The sequence below is a fragment of the Bradyrhizobium sp. AZCC 1610 genome, assembly GCF_036924515.1.
Taxonomy (GTDB): domain Bacteria; phylum Pseudomonadota; class Alphaproteobacteria; order Rhizobiales; family Xanthobacteraceae; genus Bradyrhizobium.
The window spans coordinates 7,157,066-7,171,306 of sequence record NZ_JAZHRR010000001.1 but is presented as its reverse complement, the minus strand read 5'-3'; the positions used below and the strand labels follow the sequence as shown (position 1 = coordinate 7,171,306).

Genomic DNA, 14,241 nt, shown 5'->3' with positions numbered 1-14,241 from the left:
GCTATGCCGCCCGCTCGGTTACTGGCACGTCGGCGGCGGTCGGGTGCAGGATCCGATCGACCAGCGCCGACAGCGCTTCGAAAGCTGCGCGCTTCTCGTCGAGGTATTCGTGGCGGTCATACGTCTCGCGCACGCCGCCCATGACGTGCCCAAGCGCGCGCTCGGCGTGATCGGTTGGCACCTTGGCGCGGCTCATGAGGCTTCGCGCGGTGCGCCGAAGATCGTGCAGCGTCCAATTTGCCATAGGTTCGCGGCCGTCGCGCTTGCGGATCACGGCAATCGTCTTGTCGAGTTCGGTCTTGGCTTTCGAAAAGCCGCTGAACGCCACCTTGCCGTCGCGCTCCATTTCGCCGTCGGGACCGCTGACACTGGTGGAAAACACAAACCACGAATTGCGCGCCCTGGGGGGCTTGTCGCCGATCAATGCGCGAGCGGCGGCGGTCAGCGGTATGGCGTGATCAATCTTGACCTTGTAGCGGGCGCCCGGGATCGTCCAGACGTCGCCCTCAAGTTCGGACGTGTGCATGTCTGCCGCCTCGTTGCGGCGGGTCGCGGTCAAAAGCAGCATCTTGACGAAAGGCGCGTAGCACTCGGGCGCGTCGACGATGTCGAGCGCTGCCCAAAGGTCCCGGATCTCGTCATCGGCGAGGATGCGCTTTGCCGCGCGCTCCTTCGGCTTGGTGCGGGCCATGCCCTTGACGATTGGGGGCTGAAAATCGTCGTCGCGGGTTGCCCACCAGTTGAACGCCTTACGTACGAGGGCCAGCACGCGGTCAGCCATGACCGGGCCGTTCTCGTCCTCGATCTCGTCGAGCATGTCGACCACGTTCGAGCGGCGAAGCTCATAAATCCCGATGGTGCCGATTCGCGGCTTTACCAGCCGGTCAAAGGTCGCCTCGATCTGGTCCGCGGTTCGCAGCTTGGCCTCTTTCCTGGCGTAGCGTTCCACAAACTTGTCGAGCAGGCCGGACACGGTTTCGCCCTCGACGCGGTCGCCCTCCTGCAGCCGGCGGGTGCGGTCTGGCCGGGGATCCTCGCGCCGGCCGTTCTTGAAGTCCTTCGCCAGCTTGTCGGCCTTCACGATCGCGTCGCGCACGGTCAGGCTTCCACCGCCCGCATTCGCATCCCACCGCCCCAGCGTCGGCAGGTAGGGTTTTCCGTTGACGCGGTGGAACAGCACGAATGATTTGGTGCCGGCGGCGGTGACGCGCACCGCGAAACCGGCCGGGGCCTTCTTGCCCTGCAGGCTGGCGCCGCTGAAGTAGTGCAGCTTGTTGCCCTTGGCCGGCACAGGAAGTGCGGCAACGATTTTTTCGCTGATGGTCGGACTGGCTGGCATTGTGTGGGCCCCCGTGTCTGCAGTATGTCTGCACGTCGAACCATACACGGGATATAACGAAACACAAGGCAACATGACGGGGTTATGGCGAAATGTCAGATAAAACTGTGATTTTCCCAGCCGACACGGAAAAACGTGTCTGCGTCAGCGACTTAGGAAATCGGCATATTTTCATTCGTAATGACGGGGTCACAGGTTCGAGTCCTGTTTGCGGCACCACGCCTTTCAAGAAATTGCTTGAACAGTCGGCGCGCGCGTCACCGGTGCGTGTGCGTGACCTGTCTCACATCGGGGAACCGGCTGCCCGGCATAGTCTCCGCCTCGACCTCAAGGGGAGACACAAACATGCGTAAATTCATTCTCATCACAGGGTTCGTTTTGGCATCCGCCACAGCTCAGGCTGCTGATCGGAGCTTGTCGCTGGCCGGCAGCGAGACGCAGGCCGCTCCGGCACCCATATCGAAAACCGCGGAAGCCCCGCAGGCTGCGGAAGCACCAAAATATGTCGAGCGGCCGGCCGTCGTCGAGCCTAAGCCCGAGACGAGCAAGGCCGAGACGGCCACGCCCAGGGCGGCCAGGGCAGCCAGGATGCATCGGCCCGCTGCCCGGCCTGCGAGCGCCGGTCCCGGAAGGCCTATGGCCCGGAGAGCAGCGTACATGTCGAGGAGCGCGAGGCCGCACGGCGTTCGCTACCGGATCGCGCGCATCATCGGTGCGCTGCACCGGCACGGCATCTACTGGTAATTCTGCGCCGCCGATCAATCTATGTCGTCATGCCCGGGCAACAGCGCGAAGCGCGTCTTCGCGCTAGATGTCCCGGGCATCCACGTTCTTGAACGAAGGAGCGAAGAAAGACGTGGATGGCCGGGTCAAGCCCGGCCATGACGGTGGTTGGTGAAGTGCCGACGCCCGCGGGCGCTGCTGTCCTTACTGCGAAACCGTCTGCACCACGCTGCTGATCGGGCGGCTGGCAACCGCCGGCACCTTCTGGTCCTTCACCAGCATCGCATCGTATTCCGGCAGGGTTTCGAGCTGCTCCTTGGCCTTCATCTGGACGACCTTGTAACCGCCGGCTTTCAGGCGGCGCAGCAGTGTCGGCAGCGCAATCGCTGTGTTCTTCTGCAGATCGTGCATCAGGATGACGCCCTTGCCCTGCTTGTCGAGCTTGGTCATGACGTTCTGGATGACCTGGTCGGGACCCGACGTTCTGAAGTCGTTGGAATCAACATCGACTGAAAACATCGAGATGTTGCGCGAGGCGAGATAGCCGAGGGCCGGTTGCGTGTGCGCAAGCCCCGGGAAACGGAAGAACGGTGCGGGCGCGGTCCCCAGCGCCATCTTCACGGCGCTAAAGCCCTTCTCGATCTCTTCCTTGACCTGCGCTTCGGTCAGTTTCTTGCTGTCGAGATGGGCGTGCGACCAGGTGTGCGAGCCGATGGTGTGGCCGGCGGCCGCGACCTGCTTCAGAATCTCCGGATGATAGGTGATGTGCCTGCCGACCGGGAAGAACAGGGCTTTCGTGCATTCATCTGCAAGCGCCTTGAGCACCGCCGGCGTGGTGGGCCACGGACCGTCGTCGAACGTCAGCACCACTTCCTTGTCGGTCAGGAAATCGAACTGCTTGTATTGCAGGAAGCCGAAGCCGGGACCGCCCGTGGTGTCGATCACGACCATGCGGCTAACGCCAAGGGCGTCGGGATTGGCGCAGGTCGAGCGCATCGGCTGCGGCGCGGGGATGGGCGCCGGGGCCGGGGCCGGCTTCGAGAGAGAAGCCGTGATCTCGACGTCGTCCTTCAGCGCGAGCTTTGCCGTGACCGGCGCCGGCAACGGCTCGGCCTTGCGGGCAGCGACGGTTTGAGGTGGGGCCGCGTCGGCGCGCGGCGAGGAGGTCCAGAACCAAACGCCGGTGATCAGAACCGCCGTCACTACACTGGCCAGCATCAGGCCCAACGCATTACGCATCGCTACTCTTTCCAGATACTCGGGGTACACACGCAACGACGCATTAATGCCAACAAAGTCTTAACACCTCGCGAACAAGCGCCGGTTACGCGAAGAAGATGAGGGGTTTATGTTTGAGTGACGTCAGTCACAGTCGCCGCGCGACTCCAGGCGCATGCTGCAACCATCAACAGCCGGTCCGCGTAGCTGGACCAAATGGAGCCGAAAATGACCGCACTCTTCACCGCCACCGTTCGCAAGGTCAGTTTAGTGCTGGCCTTGACCACCTCTTTCGCCGCCGTTTCCTCGACCGCGAGCTTCGCTTTCAGTTCGGAAGCGCAGCAGCAGTGCACCGGCGACGCGTTCCGCCTCTGCAGCTCGGAAATCCCGAACATTCCGAAAATCACCGCCTGCATGATCAAGCATCGCGCCGATCTCAGCACCGGGTGCCGCGGCGTGATGGACCGCGAACTCGCAGCGCAGAAGTCCGGCAAGCTCGCCGCGCACTAACCGGCTCTCTCTTTTGGCTCTCGGGAACGCTTGCGTCGATGCGACGCAGGCGTTTTTCGTTTCGCGGCGCTCACAAGGCGAGCGGTTGGGCCATTTCACCGTTCACAAATGCGTGCGGCCGGGATTTTGGCGCACTGGATTCCCGTTTTGATGCGTTTTCCTGATGCGAGCCGGTTCCCACCTCGCTCGAAAACGCTATAGAACGCGCTGATTGCGTTTCTCCGGTGTGAAGGCATAGCAAATGACCAAGATCCTTTTCGTCATTCCCCTGATCCTGATGGCCTCAAGCGTGTCGGCGCAAACACAAAAAAAGGAGGGGCATGACGAGTGCTCGCGCGACGTCTCGCGGTATTGCCGGGCGCAGATGAACGAAGGCGATCAGATCATTCTGGCCTGCCTGAAGCAGAACCGGTCGAAGATCAGCAAGGCCTGCCAGCAGAAGCTGACGAGCGCTGGGCAGTAGAAGCCGCCGGGCAGCCGCGACCTATCCCGCTCCATTGCCGTTGGCGCGCAGCGATTGGTAGAAATCATAGATCAGCAGCGCCATCACCAGTACGCAGATGATGATCAGCGGCACCGCCTTGATCCACCAGAGCATGATGCCGAGAAACGCGCAGACGCCGGCAATGCCGATCAGTCCGGTGATCAAATTGGTCATCTGCCGCTCCTTGTTTTCGCGCGTGCACCGGTCTTCGCAGGCGCAGCTCTGCCGCGGCCGCGTTTTCCGAGAGTTTTGACGAGCCAGTTGGCGGTCCGGAGCAGCCGCGCATCGTTGCCGCGGCGCCCAACCAACTGCACGCCGACGGGCAGGCCACTTTCCGATTGCAGCAGCGGCAGCGTCACCGCCGGCGTGCCGAGATATGTCCACAGCGAGCAGAATGCCGGGTTTCCGGTACTGTCGAGGCCGCGCGGCGCCGGGCCTGGCGCGGCCGGGGTCAGAATCGCGTCGTATTCGTCGAACACACCGTCGAGCGCCGCGTTGAGCGTCGCGCCGCCGGCCAGCGCCCGGGTGTAGTCGACGGCGAGAACCTTGCGCCCACGCTCGATCAATGCGCGCAGCACCTGGCTCAGGGACTCGCCGCCCTGCTCGAAATCGCGGTGCAGGTTGTGCGCCATCTCCACTTCCATGACGGTGCGATGCATGTCGATGGCGCGGTCGAAACCCTGCCCGATCGCGACCTCGGAAACGTGCTCGCCCAGCGTTTCCACCAGTTCGGCAAACGCCTTCATGGTCACCTTCTCGGCATGCGTCCAGGCCGGCGAGCGGACGAAGGCGAAGCGCGGCGGCAATGGCGGCTCGCTCGCCGCCACCTCGACGAACGGCGGACGGGCAAGGGGCTGCGTATCCGGATCCTGTTCGTCGAAGCCGGCAAGCATTTCGGCAAGCAGTGCCGCATCGTCGACCGAGCGCGCAAAGACGCCGACATGATCGAGGGCCCGCGACAGCAGCAGCGCGCCGCTCCGCGGAATCAGTCCATGTGTCGGCTTGAAGCCGACCACGCCGCAGAAGGCGGCGGGACGGATCACCGAGCCGTTGGTCTGGGAGCCGATCGCGCCCGGCACCATCAGCGCTGCAACGGCAGCAGCCGAGCCGGAAGACGATCCGCCCGGCGTGTGATCCGGGTTGTGCGGATTTCGGGTCTTGCCCGGATTGAAGTAGGCGTACTCGGTCGTCACCGTCTTGCCGAGGATCACGGCTCCGGCCGCCCGCAGACGCGCCACAGCCGCTGCATCGCGGCGCGGCGTGCGTCCGGCCCACAGTTTCGAGCCGAATTCCGTCGGCATGTCGCCGGTGTCGAAGATATCCTTGATGCCGACCGGCACGCCATGCAGCGGGCCTATGGCTTTGCCCTGCTTGCGACGATCGTCGGCAGCCGCGGCCTGCAGCATCGCGTGGTCGCGATCGAGGAACGCCCACGCGTCGATATCGCGGTCGACCTCATCGATGCGCTTGAGGCAGTCGCCAACAAGCTCCACCGAACTGAGCCGGCCGTCGCGGATTCCGGCGGCGGCTTCCGTGAGGCCGAGCGCATTGAGGCTCATGCGCACCCTTTCAGCGTCTCACCCAACCTGCTCACCGCGATCCATAGAGGTAGCCGGGCAGCCACAACGCAATTCCCGGGAAGATGTAGACCAGCGCCATGGTGAAGAAGACCAGGCCAACGAAGGGAAGCGCGCCGGAGAAGATGTCGGTGAGTTTCACCTCCGGTGGCGCCACGCCTTTCAGATAGAACGCGGCCATCGCCACCGGCGGCGTGTTGAACGCCGTCTGCGTGTTCAGGGCGACCAGGATGCCGAAGAAGATCGGATCGATGCCGTACTGGGGAAGCAGCGGCAGGAAGATCGGCACGAAGATGATGATGATCTCGGTCCATTCCAGCGGCCAGCCGAGCAGGAAGATGATCACCTGGGTCAACAGCAGGAACTGGATCGGCGACAGGTTCATCGAGGTGAAGAACTGTTCGACCACCGTCTGTCCGCCAAGGACGGCAAACACCGCGGAGAACGTCCACGACCCGATGAACAGGTAACAGACCATCGCGGTGGCGCGCACGGTCAGATACACCGATTCCTGCATCATCGTGAAGTTGAGCGAACGATAGGCGGCGGCCAGGACGATGCTCATGAGGGCACCTACCGCGGCCGCCTCGGACGGCGTCGCCAGGCCGAACAGGATCGCGCCGAGCACGGCAATGATGAGCAGCGCAAGCGGCAGGAACGATGTGGCGAGCGCCCAGATTACCGTGCCGAGCGGCACGTTGGTCTGCTCGGGCGGCAGCTTCGGCGCGAGCGCGGGATTGATCATCGCGCGCACGATCACATAGACGACGTAGAGTCCGGCCAGCAGGAACCCCGGAAAGAAAGCGGCCGCATAAAGCTTGACCGCCGAAACGCCGGCGGTCGCCGCGTAGACGATCAGAAGAATGCTCGGCGGAATCAGGATGCCGAGGCAGCCGCCGGCGCAGACGACGCCGGCCGACAGCTTGGTGTCGTAACCGGCGCGCAGCATCGCCGGCAAGGCCAGCAGGCCCATCAGCGTGACAACGGCGCCGACGATGCCGGTGGCGGTCGCGAACATCGCGCAGGTGATCAGCGTGGCCACCGCCAGCGCGCCCGGCACGTTCTTCATCGACAGTTGCAGCGCGTGAAACAGCCGGTCGAGGATGTTTGCGCGCTCGATCAGATAGCCCATGAACAGAAACAGCGGAACCGCGACCAGCACGTCGCTGGACGTGACCTCGAACGTCTTCTGCACCAGAAGCGTGAATATCCGATTCTCGAAGAAGTCCTGGCCGGCCGTGTAGTACGCATAGTAGCCGAACGAGACGCCCATCGCCATCAGCGTGAAGGCGATCGGGAAGCCGAGCATGATGATGAAGATGAACAGGCCCAGCATCAGCATGCCGAGTTGTGGATCGGTCATGCGCCTGCTCCCCTCTCGCCCTGCTGCGCAGCCGCCGCCTGCTGATGTTCGCGAATGATGAGGCTCTCGGTCTCCTCCACGTCGTGCAGGCGCTGCGGCCATCGGCCGGTGCGGATGCACAGCATGCAGCGGATGATTTCAGCCACCCCTTGCAGAAACAGAAGGACACCGGTCGCCGGGATCAGCGCCTTGAGCGGAAACACCGGCACGCCGGCCGGGCTGAAGATGCTGACTTCGCGGAAGCGCACCGACATATCGGCATAATTCCAGCCGGAATACATCAGCGCCGCGATCGCCGGCAGGAAGAACAAAATGTAGAGAACGAGGTCCATCGTCGCCTGGGTGCGCGGCGACCAGAGGCGGTAGACCACATCGGCGCGCACATGGCCATTGCGCGAGAGCGTATAAGCGCCGGCCATCAGGAACATCGCGCCGTAGGTGATGTAGCTGATGTCGAAAGCCCAGGTGGTCGGCGCACGCAGCACGTAGCGCACGAACACCTCGTAGCTGACACCCAGCGTCAGGACGAGAATCAGCCAGGCGAACGCCTTGCCGACCCATGTGCTGAGCTCATCAATGAAGAAGAGAAAATTTTTCATGCGAACTTAACTCGCCGCGAGTCGCACATGCGGATGTCCCCCACCATTTTCGTGACCGGGCGGCGCCTTGACTGCGCCGCCCTTCGTTCATACAGCATCTGCGATGCGCCGCGAAAGCCGTCAGAGCTTGATCACGCCCGGGAAGTGATGTTCGAAGGCGCCGCGGTAGTCCGTCGTGTTGTAGGTGTTGTAGTAAACCACGCGGCGCACCCATGCCTTCTGCGAGTCCATCACCTTCTTCATGAACGGATCCGAACCAAGCTGGGTGATCAGGCCATCCCATGCCTTGATCTGCGCATCGAACACCGATTTCGGCGTCCGCACGACGTTGACCTTGTCCTTGCTGATCAGTTCCTGCAGGTCCTTGGAGTAATAGTCCATCGCCTTCCATTCGTTGGCCGATGACACGGCTTCCGCCGCATACTGCAGAATGGCCTTGTGCTCGGCGGGAAGGGCGTTGAACTTGGTCTTGTTGAACATGATCTCGAAGTATTCCGTCGCCTGATGGTGGCTGCCCATCATGTAGTTCTTGGCGACGTCCTGCGCGCCGAAGCGCCGGTCCGAGGTCGGATTGTTGAACTCGAATCCGTCAATTACGCCGCGCTCCATGGCCGGCACGATCTCGCCGCCGGGAAGCTGCGCGACGGATGCCCCCATCGCCTGGAAGAGATCGGCGGCAAGGCCCACTGTGCGATACTTCAGGCCCTTGAGATCAGCCTCGCTGGTGATGGGCTTCTTGAACCAGCCGAGCGGCTGGGTCGGCATCGGCATGGCGAAGAAGCTCTTGATGTTGACCTTCATGATCTGGGTCTGGAGCTCTTCGAACAGCTCGCGACCGCCACCGTTGTGGATCCAGCCAAGGCCTTCATTGGCGTTGAAGCCAAACACCGGACCTGTGCCGAACAGCGAAGCTGCCTTGTGCTTGCCGTACCAGTAGACCGTTACCGTGTGTGCGGCGTCGATCTGGCCGCCATGCACGCCGTCGAATACCTGGAACGGATGCACGACCGAGCCGCCGACCAGATAGTCGATGCGCAGCCGACCCCCGGCCATCTCGTTGACGCGCTTCACATAGTCTTCGGCCATCTCGTTGAAGACGTCGGCCTTGCCCCACGAGCCCTGCATCTTCAGGGTCGCTGTCTGCGCCCGGCTGACCTGCGGCATCGCAATCACCGCGCCGCCAGCGGCGGCCGCCGTCAGGAAACGGCGGCGCGTCGTCTTTGTATCGCTACGCTTGCTCATGAGTTCCTCCCGGTTGAAAGATCGCCCGCTGCAGCGCGGGCTTGTTTTGTCTTGACGCCAAGTCAAAGGCTTGTGCGGCACTTTGGCAAGTGGGAAGTGCATTCGCTCATGGTGAATCGCGCATGCGGTAAGGCAGCGTGTTGTTTCGCAGGCGCGAAACGGGGCCTTTCTTTCCGCTCGGCGGAGCGAAGGCGCACCGAAGTCTTGCACTTTAGTCGCAGGAAAACTGGTTCGCGCGAATCGGCGGCGGCTTGAATCAGATTGGCCGGTTTATTCCCGCGCCATTCTGCGCCCAATAGCCGCGTCGCGTCATGCTTTTAGCGGATCAGGTCAGGTGCTGCTGCCGGCCGCCGTCGCGACCACCGGCAAGACCTCGTTTGCGGCGCGGTCGGGGGTGTCTTCCTTCCAGCGTACCGAGCCGAACGGCCGCTCCAGCATGCGGCGGACGCGGATCGGTTCGGGCCCGAGATGAAAATCGATCGCGCGTTGGTGCAGGGCGCGCTCGGACTGGGTGGAGCGGCTGCGCTGCCGCAGATAGTCCAACCAGGTCGGGCAGTGATAGCGCTCGGTCCACAGTTCGGGGTCGGCGATGTCGCGCGCGATCGACCAGCCATAGGCGCCGTTGCGCTGGCGGCTGAGCTGCACTTCCTGCATCACGTTATGGAACGCACGAGCGTTGTCCTGCGCCACGCGATACTCGATCTCGACCACCAACGGTCCGCTGCGTCCGGTGAGCGACAGCCGCACTTCGGGATCGGCAAGAAGCTCGGTGGCATCCTCGTTGCGCGCGCCGACCGGCGGCATGCGCAGCCAGATTCCGAGCAGCGGCGAAAGCAGCATCAATCCGGCGGAGACCAGCAGCGCCACCTCGACGCCGGCGATGTCGGTGAGGTTGCCCCAGCCCCAGCTTCCGATCGCAATGCCGCCTGCAATTGCGGCCTGGAACGCCGCCAGCGAGCGGCCTGCGACCCAGCGCGGCGCCGAAAGCTGCACGCCGATATTGAACAAGGCCACCGCCAGCATCCAGACCGCGCCGGCCAGCACCAGGGCAATCCCCGTCAGGACGGCGTTCGTGCTCATGGCGACGGCGGCGATCGCACCGGCCAGCGATATCGCACAGGCGCGCACCGCGGCCTCGCCGCTCATGCGCCGGCGCACCTCGCCGATATTCAGCGCACCGAACACCGCGCCCATGCCGAAGGCCCCCAACATGATGCCGTAGGTTTGCGCGCCGCCATGCAGGAGGTCGCGGGCGACCAGCGGCATCAGCGCCGAGATCGAGCCGCCGATCACGCCGGTGACCAGTGTGCGGATCAGGACGACGCGGATCGACGGCGAGTTGGCGATGTAGCGCACGCCGGAGACCATGGCGCGGTTGAGGCGTTCGCGCGGCAGGCGCGACGGTTCGTTGGTGCGGTTCCACAGAAACAGCACCACCATCAGCGGCAGATAGAGCGCGGCATTGACGGCGAACGCGGCGACAGCGCCCGCGGTTGCAACCACAATGCCGCCGACCGCCGGCCCGAAACTGCGCGCGATGTTGTAGCTGATGCCGTTGAGCGCGACCGCCGCCGGCAGCGTTTCCGCCGGCACCTGCTCGCTGACCGAGGCCTGCCAGGCCGGCCCGAAAAGCGCCATGCCGCTGCCGACGACGAAACACAGCGCCAGCAGGATATTCGGCGTGACGAGGCCGAGCCATGCCATGACGGTTAGCACGGTTGCGCCGACCAGCGCGATACCGAGCGAGACCAGCGCGACGATCCGCCGGTCGTGCATGTCGGCGATGGCGCCGGCCGGCATCGAGATCAGCATGATCGGCAGCATCAGCGCGGTCTGCACCAGCGCGACCTTGTCGGCGGAAGACGTCATCTGCGTCATCGCCCAGGCCGCGCCGACGCCCTGGATCAATATCCCCAGATTGGAAACCAGGCTGGCGAGCCAGATGCGCCGGAACACGGCATGCCGCAACGGCGCTGCGATGCCGTCAGTCGCAAGACGCGAGCGTTTCGGCTGGTCGGTCATGATAAGTTCCGTTGGCGTTCTGTCACCGGCTTGATTCCATTCGACCGTAAAGTGATGCCTGCGAAAACCCTGGCCTGTCCAGTCGCAGAGCCGCTGTCGACGGTGCTATCGCACAGCTAAAGTATTGAAAAGCAACGAGAGGTTTGGAAATGAGGCTGTCGCGGCGGTCGATCCTGAAGAGTGCAAGAGCTTTGCCTTTGCTGGCGGGCTCATTCGGTTTTCCGGCTTTTGGTTCGCAAGCCTTTGCGCAGACGGCGCCGGGCGCATCCGCGCCAGCGGAAATGCCGCCGGTTCTGTTCGTGCACGGCAATGGCGATCATGCCGCGCTCTGGATCACCACCCTGTGGCGGATGGAATCGAACGGCGTGCCGCGTGATCGGATGTTGGCCATCAATTTCACCAATCCACTGGCGCGCACCGACGACAAGGTCGAACAACCGAACCGTTCCTCGACCGAAGACCAGCGCCGCGAACTCGCCGACGCTGTCAAGGAATTCAGGCAGCGCACCGGCGCGGCGCGCATTGCGCTGGTCGGCAGTTCGCGCGGCGGCTATTCGATCCGCAATTACATCAAGAATGGCGGCGGGGCCGATATCAGCCATGCCGTGCTGTGCGGCGTTCCCAACCATGGCATCTATGAATGGGACGAGGGGCCTGGCGGCGAGTTCAACGGCCGCGGCCCGTTCCTGCGCGGCTTGAACGAAGGCGAGAGCGAGGTAACGCCGGGCACCGCGTTTCTCACCTTGCGCAGCGACGGCATCGACAAATATGCGCAAGCCGACGGGCGCTTCGTCGGCAAGCCCGGTACGCCGACCGGGGTGACGTCGGACGGCCCTGCGCTGAAGGGCGCGACCAATCTCGTGCTCGGCGCGCTCGATCATCGCGAGGTCGCATTTCATCCACGCGCGTTTCGCGAGATCTACAAATTCATCGCAGGGAGGGAGCCGTCACGCATCGAGATCGTGCCGGAAGCGGAAGTCAAGCTGAGCGGACTCGTGACGGGAACGCCGGGTGGCGTTGTCACCAACCGGCCGGTATCGGGCGCGACGGTTGAAATCTATCGCGTCTCTCCGGAGAGCGGCGAACGCATCGGCGGCCCGATCCATTCTTCGCAAACCGGCGCCGACGGCCGCTGGGGCCCGGTGCAGGTCGAGCCGGCCTGGTATCTCGAGATCGTGCTGACATCGGCCGGTTCGACAACAACGCATTCCTATCGCTCGCCGTTTCCGCGCTCCTCCGACGTGGTGCATCTGCGCGCCGCACGCCCGCTCGGGTCGGCCGATGCCGGCGCGGGTGCCGTGGTCCTGATGTCGCGTCCGCGGGGTTACTTCGGCTTGCCGCGGGACGTGGTGCTGATCGACGGCAAGGAGCCTAGGGACGTGAAATCCGGCGTGCCGGCCGATTCGGTCACGATTTTGCGGCTTCCGGCGGAGGAGGTCGGCCGTCCCGTGGTAACCATGTTCAATGGGGAGCGGATCGTGGCGCGGGCCTGGCCGGCCTCCGAGAACCGGATTGCGGTTGCCGAACTGACTTACTAGCTGTTCTGGATGGATGCGCCCTTATGGCGCCCGGATCGAAAGACATAATTTCGGCAGCAGCCCGCATGAGCGAAGCGATATGCGGGGCTTTGGCAGGATCCCGGATATCGCCGCGCTCATCCGGGCTCTACGAAAGTGGCACTCATGAGCATAGCCGAGGCCTACGACATGCCGGGCGCACGTGCGCCGCTGGTGCCGCCAAGCCCGCCGCGGGCGCCCGACGACATGACGATGTTCGGGCGGATGAAGGCGATCCGCATCAGCCCGATCGGGAGCTGGGGCCAGCGTGCCTATGAGGAAGATATCGTCCAGGGCCGCTTTCTCGGGCGCAACAGTTTCATCCTCAACACGCCGGATGCGATCAAGCACGTGCTCGTCGACAATTATGAAAACTATACAAGGACGCCGGTCGGCATCCGCGTGTTGCGTCCGATCCTCGGCCAAGGCCTGCTGATTGCCGAAGGACGCGCGTGGAAATACCAGCGCCGAACGCTGGCGCCGGCCTTCACGCCGCGCGCGGTCTCGACGCTGGTTCCGCACATGCTGGCGGCGACCGACGAGACAGTTGCCAAGCTCAGGGCCGCCAGCAATGCGCCCGTCGATCTGCGCCAAGCCATGCAGCGGATGACACTGGAAATCGCCGGCCGCACCATGTTCTCGTTCGGGATGGATCGCCATGGCGCCGCGCTGCGCGACTTCGTCATGGAATATGGCGAGCGGCTGGCGCGACCGCATTTTCTCGATATGCTGCTGCCGCTGAACTGGCCGAGCCCGCAGGATATTTCGCGCGCCCGCTTCCGCAAGCGCTGGACGGCCTTCGTCGGCATGCTGATGGCCGAGCGCCGCGCCGCCGGCAAGGACGAGGGCGCGCCGGCGCACGACCTGTTCGACCTGATGGGTGACGCGCGCGATCCTGAGACGGGCGAAGCCTTCACCGACGAGCAGCTAGGCGATCAGGTTGCAACCATGATTCTCGCCGGTCACGAAACCACAGCCACGGCGCTGTTCTGGGCGCTCTACCTTCTGGCGCTCGATCCTGCGATCCAGCAGGACGTCGCGAAAGAGGTGGAGAGCGCAACCGTCAACGGTACGCTCGATATCGAGCGGCTGAAGTTCACCCGCGCGGTCATCGACGAGACCATGCGGCTCTATCCGCCGGCGTTCCTGATTGCGCGTGCAGCCAGCGGGCCGGATACGATCATGGGGCTTCCGATCAAGAAGAAGGATGTCATCCTGATCGCGCCGTGGCTGTTGCACCGGCACGAAAAACTCTGGCGCGATCCGAACGCCTTCATCCCGTCCCGCTTCATGACCGGCACGCCGCCCGATCGCTTCGCCTATCTGCCGTTCGGTGTCGGCGCACGCATCTGCATCGGCGCGCATTTCGCACTGGTCGAGGCAACGCTGGCGCTGGCGAAGATGATCGGTGCGTTTCGCGTAACACTGGTCGACAAGGAGCCGGTGATGCCGATCGGCGTGGTGACAACACAGCCTGACCGTTCGCCGATGTTTGCCATCACGCCGCGATAGCACGGCGTTTTCGAGCGAACGGGATACCGGTTCGCATAGCAATTAAGTTTACGCAGATTGCGTAGACTTGTCTGAGGTAGAAGACGCGTCAAACAA

13 protein-coding genes are annotated in these 14,241 nt (G+C 63.7%); 5 read left to right on the top strand and 8 right to left on the bottom strand.

Annotated elements, in window-relative coordinates:
* Nucleotide 1: 1 nt before the first annotated feature.
* Nucleotides 2–1,339 carry a tyrosine-type recombinase/integrase gene (locus tag V1279_RS35080; protein ID WP_334445346.1) on the bottom strand — a complete coding sequence of 446 codons (1,338 nt, stop codon included), beginning with the start codon at nucleotides 1,337–1,339 and terminating at the stop codon, nucleotides 2–4.
* Nucleotides 1,340–1,684: 345 nt separating this feature from the next.
* Between V1279_RS35080 and V1279_RS35075 the strand changes: the two genes are divergently transcribed.
* On the top strand, nucleotides 1,685–2,083 hold the full coding sequence (locus tag V1279_RS35075; protein ID WP_334445345.1) for a hypothetical protein: 399 nt from the start codon (nucleotides 1,685–1,687) through the stop codon (nucleotides 2,081–2,083).
* Nucleotides 2,084–2,266: 183 nt separating this feature from the next.
* Here V1279_RS35075 and V1279_RS35070 read toward each other — a convergent pair whose 3' ends face one another.
* Complete coding sequence (locus tag V1279_RS35070) at nucleotides 2,267–3,301, bottom strand: polysaccharide deacetylase family protein (RefSeq protein WP_334445344.1); 1,035 nt, start codon at nucleotides 3,299–3,301, stop codon at nucleotides 2,267–2,269.
* A 207-nt stretch (nucleotides 3,302–3,508) separates the two neighbouring features.
* Here V1279_RS35070 and V1279_RS35065 point away from each other — a divergent pair, with 207 nt between their 5' ends.
* Together V1279_RS35065 and V1279_RS35060 are read left to right on the top strand one after the other, a co-directional pair.
* Entirely contained in the window at nucleotides 3,509–3,790 is a 282-nt protein-coding gene (locus V1279_RS35065; RefSeq protein WP_334445343.1) for a hypothetical protein, read from the top strand.
* A 241-nt stretch (nucleotides 3,791–4,031) separates the two neighbouring features.
* Complete coding sequence (locus tag V1279_RS35060) at nucleotides 4,032–4,253, top strand: hypothetical protein (protein WP_334445342.1); 222 nt, start codon at nucleotides 4,032–4,034, stop codon at nucleotides 4,251–4,253.
* Between the two features lie 21 nt (nucleotides 4,254–4,274).
* On the opposite strand, the gene V1279_RS35055 is transcribed toward V1279_RS35060, so the two are convergent.
* The 6 genes from V1279_RS35055 to V1279_RS35030 form a co-directional block, all read right to left on the bottom strand.
* Nucleotides 4,275–4,448, bottom strand: a complete 174-nt coding sequence (locus V1279_RS35055; RefSeq protein WP_334445341.1) for a hypothetical protein — start codon at nucleotides 4,446–4,448, stop codon at nucleotides 4,275–4,277.
* A complete protein-coding gene (locus V1279_RS35050) occupies nucleotides 4,445–5,833 on the bottom strand; it encodes an amidase (protein WP_334445340.1) in 1,389 nt (462 codons plus the stop codon). The genes V1279_RS35055 and V1279_RS35050 overlap by 4 nt, the downstream gene beginning before the upstream one ends.
* A gap of 31 nt (nucleotides 5,834–5,864) precedes the next feature.
* Nucleotides 5,865–7,214: a TRAP transporter large permease gene (locus tag V1279_RS35045; protein WP_334445339.1), complete on the bottom strand. Its 1,350-nt coding sequence runs from the start codon at nucleotides 7,212–7,214 to the stop codon at nucleotides 5,865–5,867.
* Nucleotides 7,211–7,813, bottom strand: a complete 603-nt coding sequence (locus V1279_RS35040; RefSeq protein ID WP_334445338.1) for a TRAP transporter small permease subunit — start codon at nucleotides 7,811–7,813, stop codon at nucleotides 7,211–7,213. The genes V1279_RS35045 and V1279_RS35040 overlap by 4 nt, the downstream gene beginning before the upstream one ends.
* 120 nt (nucleotides 7,814–7,933) lie before the next feature.
* Nucleotides 7,934–9,055 (bottom strand): TRAP transporter substrate-binding protein, encoded by a 1,122-nt coding sequence (locus tag V1279_RS35035; protein WP_334445337.1) that lies wholly within the window; start codon nucleotides 9,053–9,055, stop codon nucleotides 7,934–7,936.
* Between the two features lie 330 nt (nucleotides 9,056–9,385).
* Complete coding sequence (locus V1279_RS35030) at nucleotides 9,386–11,077, bottom strand: MFS transporter (RefSeq protein ID WP_334445336.1); 1,692 nt, start codon at nucleotides 11,075–11,077, stop codon at nucleotides 9,386–9,388.
* A 149-nt stretch (nucleotides 11,078–11,226) separates the two neighbouring features.
* Here V1279_RS35030 and V1279_RS35025 point away from each other — a divergent pair, with 149 nt between their 5' ends.
* Nucleotides 11,227–12,615, top strand: a complete 1,389-nt coding sequence (locus V1279_RS35025) for a hydrolase (RefSeq protein ID WP_334445335.1) — start codon at nucleotides 11,227–11,229, stop codon at nucleotides 12,613–12,615.
* 144 nt (nucleotides 12,616–12,759) lie between these two features.
* Complete coding sequence (locus V1279_RS35020) at nucleotides 12,760–14,145, top strand: cytochrome P450 (protein WP_334445334.1); 1,386 nt, start codon at nucleotides 12,760–12,762, stop codon at nucleotides 14,143–14,145.
* The last annotated feature ends 96 nt before the right edge of the window (nucleotides 14,146–14,241 follow it).

Bases quoted from the DNA above. Each gene is read 5' to 3' on its own strand.
- V1279_RS35055 (WP_334445341.1), bottom strand. From the start codon at position 4,448: ATGACCAATTTGATCACCGGACTGATCGGCATTGCCGGCGTCTGCGCG.
- V1279_RS35080 (WP_334445346.1), bottom strand. From the start codon at position 1,339: ATGCCAGCCAGTCCGACCATCAGCGAAAAAATCGTTGCCGCACTTCCT.
- V1279_RS35045 (WP_334445339.1), bottom strand. From the start codon at position 7,214: ATGACCGATCCACAACTCGGCATGCTGATGCTGGGCCTGTTCATCTTC.
- V1279_RS35070 (WP_334445344.1), bottom strand. From the start codon at position 3,301: ATGCGTAATGCGTTGGGCCTGATGCTGGCCAGTGTAGTGACGGCGGTT.
- V1279_RS35050 (WP_334445340.1), bottom strand. From the start codon at position 5,833: ATGAGCCTCAATGCGCTCGGCCTCACGGAAGCCGCCGCCGGAATCCGC.
- V1279_RS35020 (WP_334445334.1), top strand. From the start codon at position 12,760: ATGAGCATAGCCGAGGCCTACGACATGCCGGGCGCACGTGCGCCGCTG.
- V1279_RS35060 (WP_334445342.1), top strand. From the start codon at position 4,032: ATGACCAAGATCCTTTTCGTCATTCCCCTGATCCTGATGGCCTCAAGC.
- V1279_RS35025 (WP_334445335.1), top strand. From the start codon at position 11,227: ATGAGGCTGTCGCGGCGGTCGATCCTGAAGAGTGCAAGAGCTTTGCCT.
- V1279_RS35040 (WP_334445338.1), bottom strand. From the start codon at position 7,813: ATGAAAAATTTTCTCTTCTTCATTGATGAGCTCAGCACATGGGTCGGC.
- V1279_RS35075 (WP_334445345.1), top strand. From the start codon at position 1,685: ATGCGTAAATTCATTCTCATCACAGGGTTCGTTTTGGCATCCGCCACA.
- V1279_RS35030 (WP_334445336.1), bottom strand. From the start codon at position 11,077: ATGACCGACCAGCCGAAACGCTCGCGTCTTGCGACTGACGGCATCGCA.
- V1279_RS35035 (WP_334445337.1), bottom strand. From the start codon at position 9,055: ATGAGCAAGCGTAGCGATACAAAGACGACGCGCCGCCGTTTCCTGACG.
- V1279_RS35065 (WP_334445343.1), top strand. From the start codon at position 3,509: ATGACCGCACTCTTCACCGCCACCGTTCGCAAGGTCAGTTTAGTGCTG.